Annotated in this window: 20 protein-coding genes; 17 read left to right on the plus strand and 3 right to left on the minus strand. The window is 31.7% G+C overall.

Annotated features, from left to right (window positions below; all coding sequences use genetic code 11):
* Positions 1-3: 3 nt before the first annotated feature.
* The 9 genes from ACJJVO_RS08355 (at position 4) to ACJJVO_RS08395 (ending at position 9,188) form a co-directional block, all read left to right on the plus strand.
* Positions 4-1,761: a M14 family metallopeptidase gene (locus ACJJVO_RS08355; RefSeq protein ID WP_405572813.1), complete on the plus strand. Its 1,758-nt coding sequence runs from the start codon at positions 4-6 to the stop codon at positions 1,759-1,761.
* 81 nt (positions 1,762-1,842) lie between these two features.
* Positions 1,843-2,031, plus strand: coding sequence for a hypothetical protein (locus ACJJVO_RS08360; protein WP_405572816.1), 189 nt, complete (start codon positions 1,843-1,845; stop codon positions 2,029-2,031).
* A 182-nt stretch (positions 2,032-2,213) separates the two neighbouring features.
* A complete protein-coding gene (locus tag ACJJVO_RS08365) occupies positions 2,214-2,417 on the plus strand; it encodes a hypothetical protein (RefSeq protein WP_405572818.1) in 204 nt (67 codons plus the stop codon).
* Positions 2,418-2,771: 354 nt separating this feature from the next.
* A complete protein-coding gene (locus tag ACJJVO_RS08370) occupies positions 2,772-3,203 on the plus strand; it encodes a hypothetical protein (protein ID WP_405572821.1) in 432 nt (143 codons plus the stop codon).
* A 166-nt stretch (positions 3,204-3,369) separates the two neighbouring features.
* Positions 3,370-3,897, plus strand: coding sequence for an STM3941 family protein (locus ACJJVO_RS08375; protein WP_405572823.1), 528 nt, complete (start codon positions 3,370-3,372; stop codon positions 3,895-3,897).
* Positions 3,898-4,064: 167 nt separating this feature from the next.
* The gene (locus ACJJVO_RS08380) at positions 4,065-5,618 is read left to right on the plus strand and encodes an Ig domain-containing protein (RefSeq protein ID WP_405572825.1); all 1,554 of its coding nucleotides are present in this window, start codon (positions 4,065-4,067) and stop codon (positions 5,616-5,618) included.
* Positions 5,619-5,844: 226 nt separating this feature from the next.
* Complete coding sequence (locus ACJJVO_RS08385; protein ID WP_405572827.1) at positions 5,845-7,290, plus strand: RimK family protein; 1,446 nt, start codon at positions 5,845-5,847, stop codon at positions 7,288-7,290.
* 3 nt (positions 7,291-7,293) lie between these two features.
* The gene (locus ACJJVO_RS08390; protein WP_405572829.1) at positions 7,294-8,520 is read left to right on the plus strand and encodes a glutamate-cysteine ligase family protein; all 1,227 of its coding nucleotides are present in this window, start codon (positions 7,294-7,296) and stop codon (positions 8,518-8,520) included.
* Positions 8,517-9,188 carry an N-formylglutamate amidohydrolase gene (locus tag ACJJVO_RS08395; RefSeq protein WP_405572831.1) on the plus strand — a complete coding sequence of 224 codons (672 nt, stop codon included), beginning with the start codon at positions 8,517-8,519 and terminating at the stop codon, positions 9,186-9,188. The genes ACJJVO_RS08390 and ACJJVO_RS08395 overlap by 4 nt, the downstream gene beginning before the upstream one ends.
* A 98-nt stretch (positions 9,189-9,286) precedes the next feature.
* Here the strand turns inward: ACJJVO_RS08395 and ACJJVO_RS08400 are convergent, their stop codons facing one another.
* Positions 9,287-9,868, minus strand: a complete 582-nt coding sequence (locus ACJJVO_RS08400) for an NUDIX hydrolase (RefSeq protein WP_405572833.1) — start codon at positions 9,866-9,868, stop codon at positions 9,287-9,289.
* Positions 9,869-9,988: 120 nt separating this feature from the next.
* Between ACJJVO_RS08400 and pyrE the strand changes: the two genes are divergently transcribed.
* On the plus strand, positions 9,989-10,633 hold the full coding sequence (pyrE, locus tag ACJJVO_RS08405; protein WP_405572835.1) for an orotate phosphoribosyltransferase: 645 nt from the start codon (positions 9,989-9,991) through the stop codon (positions 10,631-10,633).
* A gap of 76 nt (positions 10,634-10,709) precedes the next feature.
* Positions 10,710-11,105: an SRPBCC family protein gene (locus ACJJVO_RS08410; RefSeq protein WP_405572838.1), complete on the plus strand. Its 396-nt coding sequence runs from the start codon at positions 10,710-10,712 to the stop codon at positions 11,103-11,105.
* Here ACJJVO_RS08410 and ACJJVO_RS08415 read toward each other — a convergent pair.
* The gene (locus ACJJVO_RS08415) at positions 11,102-11,833 is read right to left on the minus strand and encodes a biotin--[acetyl-CoA-carboxylase] ligase (protein WP_405572840.1); all 732 of its coding nucleotides are present in this window, start codon (positions 11,831-11,833) and stop codon (positions 11,102-11,104) included. The two genes, ACJJVO_RS08410 and ACJJVO_RS08415, sit on opposite strands and share 4 nt — an antisense overlap.
* A gap of 93 nt (positions 11,834-11,926) precedes the next feature.
* Between ACJJVO_RS08415 and rsfS the strand changes: the two genes are divergently transcribed.
* The 6 genes from rsfS (at position 11,927) to ACJJVO_RS08445 (ending at position 16,816) form a co-directional block, all read left to right on the plus strand.
* Positions 11,927-12,298, plus strand: a complete 372-nt coding sequence (gene rsfS, locus ACJJVO_RS08420) for a ribosome silencing factor (protein ID WP_405572842.1) — start codon at positions 11,927-11,929, stop codon at positions 12,296-12,298.
* Between the two features lie 18 nt (positions 12,299-12,316).
* Positions 12,317-14,260: an ATP-dependent zinc metalloprotease FtsH gene (gene ftsH / locus ACJJVO_RS08425; protein ID WP_405572845.1), complete on the plus strand. Its 1,944-nt coding sequence runs from the start codon at positions 12,317-12,319 to the stop codon at positions 14,258-14,260.
* Positions 14,261-14,480: 220 nt separating this feature from the next.
* Complete coding sequence (locus ACJJVO_RS08430; protein WP_405572847.1) at positions 14,481-15,089, plus strand: LUD domain-containing protein; 609 nt, start codon at positions 14,481-14,483, stop codon at positions 15,087-15,089.
* Positions 15,089-15,910, plus strand: coding sequence for a phosphatidate cytidylyltransferase (locus tag ACJJVO_RS08435; protein ID WP_405572850.1), 822 nt, complete (start codon positions 15,089-15,091; stop codon positions 15,908-15,910). The genes ACJJVO_RS08430 and ACJJVO_RS08435 overlap by 1 nt, the downstream gene beginning before the upstream one ends.
* Positions 15,900-16,550, plus strand: coding sequence for a phosphatidylserine decarboxylase family protein (locus tag ACJJVO_RS08440; protein ID WP_405572852.1), 651 nt, complete (start codon positions 15,900-15,902; stop codon positions 16,548-16,550). Before ACJJVO_RS08435 ends, ACJJVO_RS08440 begins: the two co-directional genes overlap by 11 nt.
* Complete coding sequence (locus tag ACJJVO_RS08445; RefSeq protein ID WP_405572854.1) at positions 16,550-16,816, plus strand: acyl-CoA-binding protein; 267 nt, start codon at positions 16,550-16,552, stop codon at positions 16,814-16,816. Before ACJJVO_RS08440 ends, ACJJVO_RS08445 begins: the two co-directional genes overlap by 1 nt.
* A gap of 1 nt (position 16,817) precedes the next feature.
* Here ACJJVO_RS08445 and ACJJVO_RS08450 read toward each other — a convergent pair whose 3' ends face one another.
* Positions 16,818-17,732 (minus strand): dimethylarginine dimethylaminohydrolase family protein, encoded by a 915-nt coding sequence (locus ACJJVO_RS08450; protein WP_405576920.1) that lies wholly within the window; start codon positions 17,730-17,732, stop codon positions 16,818-16,820.
* Positions 17,733-17,766: the final 34 nt, after the last annotated feature.

Here is a 17,766-nt window from a genome sequence, read left to right on the forward strand (position 1 = left end):
ATAATGAAAAAGCTCACCTTCCTTTTCCTGATTCTTTTCTCGTGTAATGATAAAACAGAAACACAAGATTCAGAAGAAAAAAAAATTTCAATAGATTTCACTACTGTTTTTGAAAAAAGTAAAGGCTTAGAGACAGCAACTTACCACGAAACTATTAAATATTACCAAGATTTAGCAGACAGTTACCCAGAAATTTCAATGAAAGAAATTGGAGCTACAGATTCGGGAAAACCGCTTCATATGGTCACCTTAAATATGAAAGGCTCTGGTAATAATTTTGAAAACCTTCAACAAAACAACAGAATAATATTAATAAACAATGGTATTCACCCAGGCGAATCTGATGGTATTGATGCCACCATGATGCTCTTTAGAGATTTGGTTCAAGGTGAAGTTGAAGCTCCAAAAAACACCATTTTAGTTACCATACCTATATATAATGTTGGAGGCAGTTTAAACCGTAATTCTACAACTCGAACCAACCAAAATGGCCCAAAAGCATACGGATTTAGAGGTAATGCAAGAAACTATGATCTCAATCGAGATTTCATAAAAGCAGATACTAAAAACGCCAAAACCTTTACTCAAATTTTTCATTTGGTGCAACCAGACGTATTTATAGATAACCACGTAAGTAACGGAGCAGATTATCAATATACATTGACCCATTTATTTACACAGCACAATAAACTAGGAGGTAGTCTTGGCGAATTTATACATACTGAAATGATGCCAACATTAGAAGAAAAACTAAAAGCAAAATCTTGGGACATTACACCTTATGTTAATGTATTTAATAGAACTCCAGATTCTGGATTCACACAATTTTTAGACTCTCCTAGATACTCTACAGGTTATACTACGTTGTTTAACACACTTGGCGTAATGGTAGAAACACACATGTTAAAACCATACAAACAACGTGTAGAAGGTACTTACGAATTAATGAAAAGCATTATTGAAATTACCGAAGAGCAAGGAGAAAAAATCGCACACCTTAGACTGACACAAACCAAATTATGGTCTGCTGGAAATAAGTATCCATTAAATTGGGTAGTTGACACCACAAAATCATCTACCTTAAAATTTAAAGGTTATGAAGGAGAAATGGTTCCAAGTGAATTTACAGGAGCCAAACGCTTAAAATACGATAGATCAAAACCATTTACTAAAGACGTTTTGTATCAAAACTATTTCAAAGCAACAGATTCAATTACAATTCCTAAAGCATACATTATACCTCAAGGTTGGTACAATGTCATTGATTTATTAAAACTGAATAATGTAGAGTTTACAAAATTTAAAAACGATACCACCGTAACTGTTGAATCCTATAAAATCGGAAGCTACGAAACTCGTACTTCTCCATACGAAGGTCATTACGCACATTATAATACAAACGTAAATACTTCAAATGAAAAAGTAAAATTCCGAAAAGGAGATTATCTCATTTATACGAACCAAAAAGCCATACGTTATTTATTGGAAACGTTAGAACCTTCTGCTACGGATTCATTTTTTAACTGGAATTTCTTCGATACCATTTTACAACAAAAAGAAGGCTTTTCTCCCTATGTTTGGGAAGACAGAGCAAAACAACTTTTAGATGAAAACCCAAAACTTCAAATAGAATACAATGTAAAAATTAGTTACGATGAAGATTTTGCAAATAACTGGTATGCGCAATTAGATTGGTTGCATAAGCAAAGTAAACATTATGAGTCTGCTCATTTACAATATCCTGTTTATCGCTTAAAATAAAAACTAACGATATCCCTTAAATAATACATGATAAGCATATATTTATTGAACATAATACGAGTTGTAAAACATTTAAACTGAATGAAAATAACATTAACAATAATTGCTGTAATCGGAATTGCTTTATTAATATTTTCCTGTACTAATAAGACTAAAAAACAAGAAAGTGAAACGATTACTATTGACCCAAACGAATTAATACCTAATGAACTATCCGAAAATGATGCTGATTATATATTGAGTGAGTTTGAAAAACAAATGAATAAATAAAAACGTTTTACAACAATGGCTATAAGTAATTGCTTGTCCTCGCCTACTTTGGAAATTCCTTCAGAATTTCCAACTCGATGTGTACTTGCAAAGTTTAGTGCTAACCCACGCAACTACTCATAGCCGAGACCGTTGGCATTCATTGGCGGAACGAACTCAAAACTAAAATTTAAATTAATATTATGAAGTCATACACAAAAAGAGCTATAAAATCTGGAATTTTTGCTGGAATTGGATTTGGAATTGCTACAGCTGGAATAGATTATTATAATGGAGACGATTTTGAATTATGGAAACTTGTTTTTAAGATTTTATTTTTCGCTGTATTTATGGGACTATATTTTAATTATAGCTTTAAAAAACAATCCGAAAAGGAATCTAAATAGAAACCTAAAACCGGACTGAATGTGGAATTTAGCAAATTGCGGAATTACTCACTCAAATGTAACTGAAAGAAATAACGAAATAAAAAGTGGTTGAATTCATTTAAACGTTAAAAATCAGAAAAAGGAATTTAGTGTAATAAAATGCAGACCGATTTGACTCAAAACTCTGAAAAAATAATCTGAAATAAAAACAACGTAATGGCAACAATATATATATTTTATTGCTAGGTATAGCCTACTTACGAAAGTCTTCTCGGACTTTCTATCTGTGATTTATTTGCTAACTTTAGTACTTAAACACGCAACGAAATCATACACGATCACGTTGCCTGTAATGTAAAACCGAACTAGACGATGAAATTTAAAACACTTATTATATTGGGATTTATTCTTTTACTATTTTCTTGTAAAACATATACAATTCCCGTTGAAAGTTTCAGAAAGCAAATGACTGAATCTGGAAATGAAAAACTACGTGATGTCGAAATAAATAATCCGATTTCATACTGGAATCTTAAATATCAGGCGAGTAGTGTAAAATCAATAGTTGTTGTTGATAAGAACGGAAATAATGTGGAATTAGAAAATTCACCAAAATTGGAAATGCGAATCACAAGAAAAAGTGGAAAAAAATACATTCTTCTTTTTGACACAGTGATTGTAGAAAATGACACTCTAAAAGGTGCTAGGTCAAGAATGTTTCAGAATTTGAGAAGAGAAATTCCTTTGAAGGACGTTGAACAAATTGAAATTCAAGATAGCGGGAAAGTTTATAAATATCAATAAATGAATAAAACACTATTGGCAACACCTGTATAATTAATTGCTATGTCACTGCCGACTTACGCACATTATTGCGGAATATTCTTTCTGTGATTTATTTCCTAAATTAGTCGCTTAACCACGCAACTAGCCATTCATAAACACGTATTGCAAGTAATTAAAAACGAAAATGGAAGAAAAAATTATAGAAATTAGTAAAATTAAAATTATTGGTTTAGTTGGACTTTCACTGTTATTTGTATTATTAGGAATATGGATTGCCTTTTATGCACCAATTGTTAATTTTGAGATACTAAATAATAATATTTTTAGAAAACTAATTGGATTTCTTTCTATAATCTTCTTTGGAGGCATGGGAATATTGATTGCAAAAAAGCTCTTTGAAAATAAATACGGAATAAAAATTAATGATAAGGGAATTTATGACAACTCAACTTCCATAAACTCTGGACTTATAAAATGGGAGAATATTGAAAGTATTAAAAAAAGTAAAGTCGTAAATCAAAATTTTATACGAGTAATTGTTAATAACCCAAACGATTTTATCAACAGACAAAAAAATACTCTAACAAGAAAAAACGTTGAAACTAATTTTAAAAAATTTGGCTCACCGATTCAAATATCAACAAATGGGTTGAAAATTAAATTTGAGGAATTATATGAAATAATGACATCTGAATTGAATAAAAGAAAATAACTACTTACAACACCGCATATAATTTATGGCTAGAGTTTCTACCGTCCAATCTGAAAATTCTCTTAATTCTCCTCACGTTCATCCGTTTTAGCTAACTTAGTACATCAAGCAATTAAGCATGCACATAAACCGTTGGCAATCATTAAAATATGTAAAAACTATAAATAATGTATTTTAAAAAACCATTACTCTTTATTATTTTATTTACACTGTTTATAACAGATAAAATAGAAGCACAAATGCCACAACCAGATTTAGGGAAACGAGCAGATTGGATGCGTGGCACGTATGGGTTAAACTGGAAACCAGGTAAAGGCGCTAATGGCAAATATGAAAGTGAAAATTATACAATTAACCATTTTTTAAATCAAATAAGTCATCTTAAAACGGTAGATTACATTCAGTTGCATTTAAATGAATCTAATATTTATACTCCAGTACATGCCGCACCACACGACTTAATTGAATCTTTTTGGGAGGGAGATATGAGTGATGGCAGCCCTATTAACCTAGTTGTTCCTCGAAATTCTATTGGAAGAGACCCTTTTTTGGATATATTAAAAGCGATAAGAGCAGCAGGATTAAAAGTACAGGTATATGTTAATAGTTCAAACATGCTAAGACGTGCAGGCAGACCTTCTCCAAATGATTTTCCTGATGTAACAAACCGATGGATGAATTGGTGCGATACAGACCCATACGCACAAGAATTTATAAATAGCAAATCATATCATACAGATGGTATTAATACAAATCGACCGTATATGTTTTGTTACGCAGAATTCATACTTAAAGAATATGCTGTTCGTTATGGAGATTTAATCGATGCTTGGTGTTTTGATTCTGGACGATATATGTGGCAATACGGAGGAGATAATCGAGATAGTGATGATTTAAATGAGCAAAGGATTTATCAGGCATTTGCAGATGCTTGTCATGCAGGCAACCCTAATGCCGCTATATCTTTTCAAAATTCACCTGGTAGTAAAAACTTGGTAGACAACCCATTTACACCTGCTACACTTTTTTGCGACTATATGTTTGGGCATCCGTTTAACGGTGGTAAAAATGTTGGTAGCAATGTCAAAAATAAATTTATTATTGATTGGACAGCAACAAGGAATGGTTACGCGCATCTTAATGACCATAATAAACCAAATCGTACTTGGGACGATAAGGTTGTTGGACATTATGACCCACCTATGAGTACCACCAGATGGAATACTGGCTCCAAACCTGGAGTTGATAACGCCATTTTTGCAGAGTATTATAGTGATATGATTATAGGAAATGGTGCCGTATCTTTTGGAATCCCTCTTAATAGTAGGTATAATTTTGACAGTCAATTTTTATGTCGTGATTGGGCTATTATACAACTAGAGTTGTTAGACGATTATTTAAATGTTAATCAATTTCCAGGAGCGCCAAATTGGGCTAGACAACGTACAATCTTACCAGATGCTGTGTCAGGAATTCCATATACACATACTTTAGTTGAAGGAACAGATTTTTGGGATCCTGAAGGTGATGCTATTACTTCTCTTAAATCCACAGAGAATTCCCCAGCATGGTTAACGATTTTAGAAACAGAACCTGGTGTATGGACATTAAGTGGAAGACCTAATGAAACAATTAATAAAGAATATGAATTTAATTTAGTAGTTAGTGATGCTTCTGGAAGGACTAGTAGGTTGGTTAGCATGAAAGTAAATGTTAATTAATGTACTATCTGCGGAAAACAAAAATTGCATTTATCTTTAGACTATAAAACACCACATATGGTATAAATTATTAGCGCAAATCAATTTTAACCTGTAGCCATATTTCAGGACTAGACACTAAAACAAACCCTGAAATAAACTAAAAAAAATAGTTTTCAACACACGTAAAACCAATCAAAAAATAGTATAATTTTGTTTAAAATTATAATAGCGTAACGCGCTCTAAATGAACAAATACATTGTTGTTAATCAACCTGAAAAATGGAACTTTTCAATTGATAATATCACCGTAATTTCCGCTCAAGATTATCTTACAAATCCTAAGTATTCCCTATTAAAAAATGCACGAATTTTCAATTTATGCAAGGATTACTCATATCAATCCAAAGGCTATTACGTATCACTTTTGGCAGAAGCCAGAGGTCATTTACCAATTCCAACTACAAAAAACATTGTTGATCTTAAAGCATTAAAATTAGTCCGAATCGTTTCTGATGAGTTTGATGATGTTATTCAGCAAAGTCTTAAAAACATAAAGTCGCAAGATTTTACATTGAGTATTTATTTTGGGCAAAACGTAGCACAGAAATACAAAAACTTGAGTGCACTTTTTTACAAGCATTTTCAAGTCCCATTTTTACGCGTAAATTTTAATCATGCTACAAAATGGAATATACAGAGCATTAAAGCGATTTCAGAAGCTGAAATTCCAAAAGAACATATATCTAGCGTACATGAATTTGCGAATCAATATTTCGCCAAAAAGCGCTATGATAAAGCAAAGGTTAATAATTACGATTTCGATTTAGCTATTTTAGTTAACCCAAAAGATCCTGCTCCACCGAGCAATTCTAAAGCTTTAAAGAAATTTATAGACATTGCAGAAAAGATGAATATCTATGCAGAAATTATTGAGCCTAAAGATTTATCACGCTTATCCTCATTTGACGCTTTATTTTTGAGACAAAGTACAGAAGTAAATAATGAAGCGTACACCTTTGCTAGAAAAGCACAGCAAGAAGGTATCGCCATAATTGATTATCCGGATGCTATTTTAAAATGTTGTAACAAGGTTTATATGGCAGAAGCCATGAATAATGCTAACATTGGCACACCAAAAACAGTAATCGTACATAGCAATAACAGAAATGCAGTCTTAGAACAAACAGGATTACCTTGTGTTTTAAAAGCACCTGATTCTACCTTTTCTTTTGGTGTAAAAAAGGCAAAAAACAAAGACGAATACAACACCTTAGTGACGGAAATGCTAAAGGAATCTGATTTGATAATTGCACAAGAGTTTTGTCCTTCGGATTACGATTGGCGCATTGGTATTATTGACAACAAACCATTTTACGCTTGTCGCTATTATATGGCGAAAGGTCATTGGCAGATTTACAACTGGAAAGCCACAGACAAAAACGAACAAGATGGAGATGCTGATTGTTTACCTATAGAAGAAGTTCCAAAAAACGTTATTGACATAGCACTAAAATCTGCTAAATTAATGGGATTAGGGCTTTACGGTATTGATATAAAAGTGGTAGAAGACAAACTGATGGTCATAGAAATAAATGACAACCCAAATATAGATTTTGGTGTAGAAGACGCTTATTATGGTGATGCTGTTTACACCGAAATTCTTACGGCATTAAAAAAACGCTTAACGTAATCAATGAAAAAAACATATCACTTATTCGATGTCTATGGTATAGAACTCGAATATATGCTTGTCAAAAATGACAGCTTTAAAGTGGCACCACAAGTAGATGAACTTCTATCTAGTAAAGCAGGAGAATTAAAAGCAGATATTGAAAATGGAGATATTGCTTGGAGTAATGAATTAGTGGCACACGTCATTGAACTAAAAACTAATGGCCCAACAAAAAACACTGATGATTTAGCTGAGAAATTTCATGCCAATATCTTAGAGATCGATGCGCTTTTACAACCCTTAAATTTACAACTTTTAGGTTCTGCATCGCACCCATTAATGCATCCAGACACAGATGCTGAACTCTGGAAACACAGCTATAGTGAAGTGTATGCACTTTATAATACGATATTTAATTGCAAAGGTCATGGTTGGAGTAATGTACAAAGTACACATATTAATTTACCGTTTTATGACGATAAAGAATTTGAAAAACTACATGCAGCTATCAGAATAATTTTACCGTTATTACCAGGCCTGTGTGCAAGCTCTCCAATTTTAGAAGGAAAAATTACAGGTTTTAAGGACACCCGATTAGAGTTTTACAAAACCAATCAGAAAGAAATTCCTGAATTAACTGGTATGGTAATTCCTGAGCGTGTATTTTCAAAATTAGATTATTATGCCACGATTTTTGAACCTATTAAAAAAGCGATTAGACCTTATGACAAGGATAAGATTTTAGATCAACATTTTTTAAATTCTCGTGGAGCTATTGCTCGTTTTGATCGTAATGCTATTGAAATTCGATTAATGGATATTCAAGAATGTCCTAAAGCAGATATTGCAATTTGCGCGCTTGTTATTGAAGTTTTAAAAGCCTTAGTAAACAAAGAATTTTGTTCGCTTCAAGATCAAAAACTATGGACTAAAGAAGAATTGTTCCCTATTTTTAATGATGCTATAAAACATGCTGAAAATTCAAAAATTAAGAATCTTGAGTATTTAAAATTATTTGGAATTAAAAAGGTTTCAACCGTAAATAACGTTTGGAAACAGTTATATCTAGCCGTAAAACCAAAATTGCACAAATCGCACCACCAAGCTATTGAGTTCATTTTGGAAGAAGGCACTTTGGCAACACGACTCTTAAAATCGATTGGCAACAACACGTCTGAAGAACACATTATATCAGTATATCGTGAGATGCAAAATTGTCTAAAAACTAATACATTATTTCAACCGTGAAACTCATTTTAACCTGTGAACATGGCGGAAATAACATTCCTGAAAATTATAAAAAACTATTCACTAATAAAGCTGTTTTAAAAACGCATCGTGCTTATGATTTGGGAGCTCTAGATGCTTTTCAACATCTAAAGTCCTTATCTGAGGCTTCATATTATAGTACAACAAGTCGGTTATTAGTAGAACTAAATCGGTCTTTATTTAGTAAGTCTTTATTTTCAGAATTTACTAGAGGTTTATCTAAAAAGGAGAAATCAGAAATTCTACAAAAATATTATATCCCTTATAGAACTAACGTTGAATATAAAATAGCTGAGTATATTAAAAGCAATCAGCAAGTTTTGCATTTATCTATTCATAGTTTCACTCCAAACCTTAATGGAGACGAACGCAAATGTGACATAGGATTATTATATGATTCTCGTAAAAAAAAGGAACAAGAGTTTTGCAAACAACTTAAAGCAAAACTTTTACAACAAAACCCAAATTTAAATGTGCGATATAATTATCCATATCTTGGAAAAGCAGATGGTTTAACTACTTTTTTAAGAAAGCAGTTTCCAGTAAATTATTTGGGTATTGAAATTGAGATAAATCAGAAATATGCTTTAAAAAATAGTTTAGACTCAAAATTAAAACAAACCATATATAATGCTTTAGATAACTAATTACAACTACTCTAAACTCATAAAAACATAAAGTTATAGTTATCTAGAGTTAGTATAAAAAAATTGTATTGCTAATATCTCAGAACCAATAAATGTCACTAAACCAATATTCTAATATTAGCATAACTATTTTCCAAAGCCTTTTGAGACTCCTTTGCATCTAACCATTCTACCTTAGTAATACCTTCATTTTCTTGAGGAAATAGCTCTCCTTCAAAATCTGTTTTCATCTCAAACCAATAAGTCACTTTTATCCTGTGCTTACCATTTCGCTTAAAAATATGATATGTTGTAGGTAATGGTTTTACAATTTTTAAACCCTGTACTCCTGTCTCCTCTTCTACTTCACGTATTGCTGTTTGTTCTATTGTTTCTTTACGTTCAGCTTTTCCTTTGGGTAAATCCCATTTATCATTTCTATAAATAAAAAGAATTTCGTTTTTAGCATTGTACGCTTTTCCGCCACCTGCAACAACATTAGGCAAAAGTGTTAAAAACTTTTTAAGCAGTTTATCTTCATTCTTATGAATTAAGTGTACCGCTTTTAAATCTGTATTATTTAAGGTTTTTATAACCTTACCAATATTTACCGACTTCAAAAGAAAAGATTTAAAATCAGTTTCCTTTGTGTTTTCTGTAGTTAAAATAATAGGTTTATCGCCTACATAAATAGTATACATTTCTTGGATATATTTCAGCTTTCCTTTTGTAAAAATATTATTTTTTATGACAAACTATTTGAAATGAAATTTATTTTCGATTAAAATTTTCTAAACTTTAAATTTCATTATTTTTGTATTATGATTTTTAACAAAGATACTGCCAAAAAAACAGCAGAAGTTTTACTTCAGATTAATGCAATAAAGTTGCAACCAAACGCCCCTTTCACATGGGCTTCTGGATGGAAATCGCCAATTTATTGCGATAATAGAATTGTATTATCATTCCCTACAATTAGAAACTATATTAGAGAGTCTATTGCGCGAAATATAGAAGAATTATACGGTAAACCAGACGTTATTGCTGGTGTTGCTACAGGAGCAATTGGTATCGGAGCTTTAGTTGCCGACTATTTAAACCTTCCTTTTGTATATGTTAGACCCGAAGCAAAAAAGCATGGTCGCCAAAACCAAATTGAAGGTTACATTGAGAAAGGACAAACCGTAGTTGTAGTAGAAGACTTAATTAGTACAGGCATGAGTAGCCTTAATGCGGTAAAAGCACTAAATGAAGCTGAAGTTAACGTTAAAGGCATGGTCGCTATTTTCTCTTATGGTTTTGATATTGCCGCTGAGAATTTTAAAAATGCCAATGTAGAATTACACACACTTGGTAATTACGAAAATTTGTTGGAACAAGCTGTAGATACTTTTTATATCACTAAAGAGCAACAAGACATTTTAGCACAATGGAATGCTAATCCTAGTAAATGGAACGCTAATTGATAGTCTATTAAGGTAAAGTTGTTAAGTTGAATAGCAACTAAGCAATTTCACAACAAACACATTAATAAAAAACACAATGAAATTAGAATCACCAAAAGTTACCTTAGATAAATCCGCAGAAGAAACCTTCAATTTTCTTTCAGATGTTAAAAATTTTGAAAGTTTAATGCCAGAAAACATAAGCAAATTTGAAGTTTTAGAAAATGATAAGTTTCTATTTGCATTAAAAGGAATGCCAGAAATTATATTGAAGAAAAAGGAAGCTATAGCTAACAACAAAATTGTATTAGGTGCTGCAGGCGGAAAATTAGATTTTGCCCTCATCGCAGATATTACTGAAATAGAACCAAATAAATCTGATGTAAAATTAAATTTTGAAGGTGAATTCAATGCCATGATGGCCATGATGATAAAAGGACCTATTAGTAAATTTATAGATACTTTAGCAACTAATATGAAAACCGCGATTTAGAATAATAATTTTATTTCTTTTAGATCAAAAGTTTTAATTATTTCATCTTCTATCCAAACTTGCAGGTGTCCATATTCAGTTACACCTTTAATAATACCAGAAAAGCTTTCATTTTTAGACGTTCTAAAAGTTGAAGGCTTTTCTTTTCTAAATAAAAGACTTTCGTATTCTAATTTTAGCTGAGCGTATTTTTTTGATTCTAATAAATTGAAATAAATTTTCAATTGTTTTAATACTTCAAAAAGCACTTCATCTTTATTATAAATCGAACCTGTTATTAAGCTCATTGACGAAGCATTTGGTAAATTATCAAAAAATTTCTGATTTAAATTAAGCCCAAATCCAATTATTGAACCTTGAATACTATTGTTTTTTATGACATTTTCAATTAAAATACCACACAATTTAGTATCTGCTGACAAAATGTCGTTAGGCCATTTTATACGTAATTTAGGTATTTTAAAGACGCTTAAAGCTTTATAGATTGCCAAAGAAACAGCCATACTAATGTAAAATTGATCGCTAACATTAACGGAAGGCAATCTTTTAAACACACTCGCTGTGAGGTTTTTACCAATTTCAGATTGCCATTTCGCACCCATTTGCCCTCTACCATGCGTTTGTTTTTCGGCAACAACAATAGTATAATCTTTAGGTAACGCAACTGACGCCAAATCCTTTAGATAAGTATTTGTAGAGGCAATGGCATTAAGTTTGATAATATACATTAACTAAGCAATTATAATTTATAGTTTTCTTATGACAATTAGAGCTTAAAAGAACTAAAAAAATAATAACTTTGCAAAAATTAATACTATTTAATGACAAAAGATAAAATCCCTGTAGACCAACTTATAACAAGTATTATTGGTGGCATAGAAGAAGTAAAGGGAAAAGAGATAACAATATTAGACCTAAGAGAGATAGAAAATACGGTTTGTGATTATTTTATAATTTGCGAAGGTTCTTCAAATACGCAAGTAAACGCAATCGTTGGTTCCATACAAAAACAAGTTAGCAAAGCACTGAAAGATAAACCTTGGCATATTGAGGGTACGGACAATGCTGAATGGGTTTTAATGGATTATGTTAATGTTGTAGTGCATGTGTTTCAAAAACAAATACGAGAATATTACGACATTGAAGGTCTTTGGGGAGATGCAAAAATCACCAAAATAGAAACGAGTTACTAAAAAAGAGAAACGCTTATAATGGCAAAAGACAATAAAAATTTAAATAAAAAACCTAAGGTAAGTCCGTACTGGATTTACGGAATAATTATAGCAGTATTCTTAGCGATCCAAGTGTTTTCTGGTGGTTTTGGAGATACTTCTGGTAGTAAAACTACACCAGCAGAATTTTTTCAATATCTAAAAAATGGTGACGTAGACAAGGTTGAAATCATAAACAACCGTATTGCAAGAGTTTATTTAACTAAAGAAGCTCAAGAACAAGATGTTCATAAAAAATCGAAGCAAAAATCTTTATTACCTTCGGTAGCAACGGGTCCTAACTATCAGTTTGAGTTTGGTGATTTAAAATTATTTCAAGAAGAAATCGCTAAAATCAAAACAGAAGATAACGTAGATGTTAATGTAGCATTTGATTCCGAACAAAATGTTTGGGGTGATTTACTGCTCACATTATTACCTTTTGTTTTAATCATTGGTGTGTGGATCTTCATTATGAGACGTATGTCTGGAGGCGGAGGCGGAGGCGCTGGCGGACAGATTTTTAATATCGGAAAATCTAAAGCTAAACTCTTTGACGAAAAAATAGATACCAAAACATCATTTAAAGATGTTGCTGGTTTAGAAGGAGCTAAAGAAGAAGTACAAGAAATTGTAGACTTTTTAAAATTCCCAGAAAAATACACCTCTTTAGGTGGTAAAATTCCTAAAGGAGCCTTACTAGTAGGACCTCCTGGTACAGGTAAAACCTTATTGGCTAAAGCTGTTGCTGGTGAAGCTCAAGTACCATTCTTTTCTCTATCTGGATCAGATTTTGTAGAGATGTTTGTTGGTGTTGGTGCATCTAGAGTAAGAGACTTATTTAAACAAGCTAAGGAGAAATCACCTTCAATTATTTTTATTGATGAGATTGATGCTATTGGTAGAGCTAGAGGAAAAAATAACATGTCTGGTTCTAATGATGAACGTGAGAACACATTAAACCAACTTTTAACAGAGATGGATGGTTTTGGTACTAACACTAACGTAATAGTGTTAGCTGCAACAAACAGAGCTGACGTTTTAGATAGTGCATTAATGAGAGCAGGTCGTTTTGACCGTCAAATTTATGTAGATCTTCCAGATGTAAGAGAGCGTAAAGAAATTTTTGAAGTGCATTTACGTCCACTAAAAAAAGAAGAAACTTTAGATATTGATTTCTTAGCAAAACAAACACCTGGTTTCTCTGGTGCAGATATTGCCAACGTTTGTAATGAAGCGGCTTTAATTGCTGCTAGAAAAGGAAAGAAAGCTGTAAACAAGCAAGATTTCTTAGATGCAGTAGATAGAATTATTGGAGGTTTAGAGAAGAAAAATAAAATTATTACTCCAGCAGAAAAGAGAGCTGTTGCTTTCCATGAAGCTGGTCATGCAACTGTAAGTTGGATGCTTGAGCATGCTGCTCCTTTAGTAAAAGTAACTATTGTACCTAGAGGACGTTCTTTAGGTGCTGCATGGTATTTACCAGAAGAACGCTTAATTGTTCACCCAGAACAAATGCTAGATGAAATGTGTGCTGCTTTAGGTGGTAGAGCTGCAGAAAAAGTAATTTTCGATAAGATTTCTACTGGAGCTTTAAGTGACTTAGAAAAAGTAACCAAACAAGCTAGAGCCATGGTAACCGTTTATGGTTTAAGTGACAAAGTAGGTAACTTAACATATTATGATTCTTCAGGGCAATCTGAATACGGGTTCACAAAACCTTATAGCGAAAAAACAGCTGAGCTAATTGATAAAGAAATCTCAGATATTATAGAAAAACAATATCAACGAGCTATTGCTTTATTAGAGAAAAACAAGGATAAGCTTACTGAATTGGCAGAAGTGCTTTTAGATAAAGAAGTTATTTTTAAAGATAATCTTGAAAAAATCTTTGGAAAACGTGCTTTTGAAAACTCGGCTATTATTAACGAAGAGGAAGAATAGACAATTCTTAAAAAAAGATAGAATTCATTTAAAATTTCACTTTTATAAATTGCTTTATCGTCACACTATAAAGTTGATTTAACTTATCAAAGTGATCGTTTTCTCCTAAAAACAAAACTTTAAATGAGTTCTTATAAAAAACTTAAATTAACCCAATGTTAATTTAAGTTTTTTTATATTTGAAAATAACATAAACGACAGGATTAATAGCAACTATTGAATGAGCTTATTTCGTAAATTCTTCGGAAAAAAGTCTGAAAAGACTGAAGAACACATACCAAATCAAGAGCGAGGCAAATATATGCCCGAAGTTAAGCTACCTGTTGATGAACGCTTTACCATTAACTTTAAAGCTAACGGAGGAAAATTTTTATATTGCGAAAATTTTGATGAAGTAAAAGAAAGTTTTGATGCTATCTTGAAAGAAAATAATTGGCAAAACGATAAAGTCTTTCTATTTGACCAACGTTTAACAGAATTATTCAAAACTTTTAATCTTAACAGCACAAAAAAACTATCTGAAAGCACTTATTTTTTATCAACTTGCGAATATTTAATTTCTGATGATGGTTCTTTATTAATTTCATCAAATCAAATTGCTGAAAAAAAATTAATTGAACTTCCTGATCACTTTATTATTTATGCAACAACCAGTCAGTTTGTAGAAACCATTGGAGAAGGCCTTAAAGGGATAAAAGCTAAAAACAAAGTTACAATACCTACAAACATCACTACCATTAAGCATTTTAAAACCGCTGACGACAAAGACTTTTTAACTTATGGTAGCAGTTCTAAAAATCTATATTTACTTTTATTAGAAGATTTATAATGAAAGAGGTAGCTATAAGAGCCATTTCTGGTGCTGTATATGTTTTACTACTTATAGGTTCTTTATTTGTACAAGAAGCTTCTGTTATTCTAATTGCCATATTTGGTATTATATCTCTATCCGAATTTAGCAACCTGATTAGACTTAAATCATTAGTTCAGTACATTATTTTCTTTATTATTTACGGAGGATTTTGGTATATGTGTATAAAAAATACTGATATATCTTTTAATGACGAAGCCATTCAAATTTTATTAGTCATTACCATATTTGTAAATTTAATTTTAATTAAAGATTTGTTTACTTCAAAGAGAATTCCTCTTTTTAAAGTTAAGCGCTATATTGCCTCTACGTTTTATTTATCTAGTGGTTTTGTTTTTATGCTATTAATTGCAAACTATAATTACGTATTTACACCAGAATTATTATTAGGTGGATTTATACTTATTTGGGTTAACGATAGTGCAGCGTATTTAGTGGGTAAAAACTTCGGAAAACAAAAATTATTCCCAAGTATATCTCCTAAAAAAACAATAGAAGGTTTCTTAGGCGGCTTATTTTTTGCCTGCATATCTAGTCACTTTATTGCGATATACACAGAAGCACTTGGATTTACTCCATGGTTAATATTAGCAATTGTTGTTAGTGTTTTAGGTACTTTTGGTGATTTAATTGAATCTAAGTTTAAGCGTCAAGCTGGCGTTAAAGATAGTGGTATTATTATGCCAGGTCATGGAGGACTGCTAGACAGATTAGATAGTATTATATTTGCTTCACCATTTATTTATTTATTTTTAAGAATTTCAACTCATGTTTCATAAAGAAGGCCATAAAATTATTTTTATTACACTAGTCCTCGTTGTAGGTTCATTTTTTTTAATAGATGAGTTTATTACAAACGAATGGATTCGAAAAGGACTAATGCTAACCATATTAGTTTTCTTCATCTTAATTTTACAATTTTTTAGAAACCCAAAACGAAATACACACGTCAACGAAAAACAGGCATTATCTCCTGTTGATGGTAAAGTTGTTGTTATTGAGGAAGTAGAAGAGAATGAATTTTTTAAGGATAAGCGTATTCAGGTTTCTGTATTTATGTCACCTATTAATGTACATGTAACGCGTTATCCAATTGCTGGTAATGTTACTTTTAGCAAATATCATCCTGGTAAATATTTAGTAGCTTGGCATCCAAAAGCAAGTGAAGAAAACGAGCGTACAACTGTAGTTGTAGAAAATGAACATTTTGGAAAAGTACTATATAGACAGATTGCAGGTGCACTTGCTAGACGAATTGTTAACTACGCAAAAGTAAACGATAAAGTAGAACAAGGTGCTGACTCTGGATTTATAAAATTTGGGTCGCGTGTTGATTTATTCTTACCTTTAGATGCAGATATTAAAGTAGAGCTTAACCAAAAAGTTAAAGGAGGAGAAAGTATCATTGCAGAGATTTAATGACATCAGAGGAATTAGATATAGAGTTTATTGCAGCCGTAGATCGTGTAAACGACCATATAGAGCCTTTCCCTGCTGATTTCTTATTGCGCCTATATGCTTATTATAAAAAAGCGACTAATAATTACGATCAACCGAGTAGTCGTAAACCAATTATTAATGCATTTAAGGCCAATGCACTTTTCCAAGTAAAAGATATTACAAGGGACGAAGCCAAACAAGAGTATATTAATCTTGTTACCAACTACTTTTTGTATCGCAAATAATTTATTCCCTTACTAAAGGTAATGTAGAACAACGTAATAAACCTTCTTGTTTTGCTATTTCCGAATAATGTACTTCTTCAACTATAAAGCCTTTTTGCCTTAACCAAGTATTTAATCTTGTGAAGTTTTTTTCAGAAATAATAACTTCTTCTGAGATTGAAAAGATGTTACTATTCATATGATACATTTCTTCTTTTGTAATTTCGAATATCTTATCCTCACCAAAGAAATCTACTAGCCATTGATATTCCTTTTCAATTAAAAAACCATTTTTATGAAGAATCGCTTTATCTTTTCCTATAGGTTGAAAGCAACAATCTAGATGTAAGGCATTTTCTTTTGGATCTGTATTAGACTTTCTCAACTCAAAAGCTTTAACTGTTTTATTAGGAAATAATTCTTGAATAGCAATTACGGCATCCATATTAGTCCTAGCCGTAATATAATCAGAATAATCCTCACCAGAATAAGTACCTATGAAAATATAATCATTCCAAGGCATTACATCACCACCTTCTACGTGGCATTCTTCTGGCAATACAATAATATTCTCCTCGCCTATTTCATCTAAGACATGCTGAATAGCTTCATACTCACGCTCGCGATCTGGTAAAATATTCGCTTCTATTAATTTATCTTCAATAACAAAGGCAATATCTCTAGAAAATATCTGATTATAATCCTTAATTACCTTTGGTCTATAGACTTTTACATCATATTTTTTAAACACAGCAGCTACGGCTTCCATTTCCTTAACCATATCACTTTCTTTAGGGTATGTACCAGCTTTTATATGCTGAACTGATTTAGGGTCGTAAGCGTCTTCTATTGATGGCACTGGACCAATACTTTCTGCTATACCCAAAATAACAGCTTTGAGGCGAGACGTTTCGTTTTGAATGTTTAACTTCATAATGCTAAAAATAGAAAAAGCTCCATAATACATATGA

It is taken from the genome of Winogradskyella sp. Asnod2-B02-A, from assembly GCF_045063645.1.
Lineage (GTDB): Bacteria > Bacteroidota > Bacteroidia > Flavobacteriales > Flavobacteriaceae > Winogradskyella.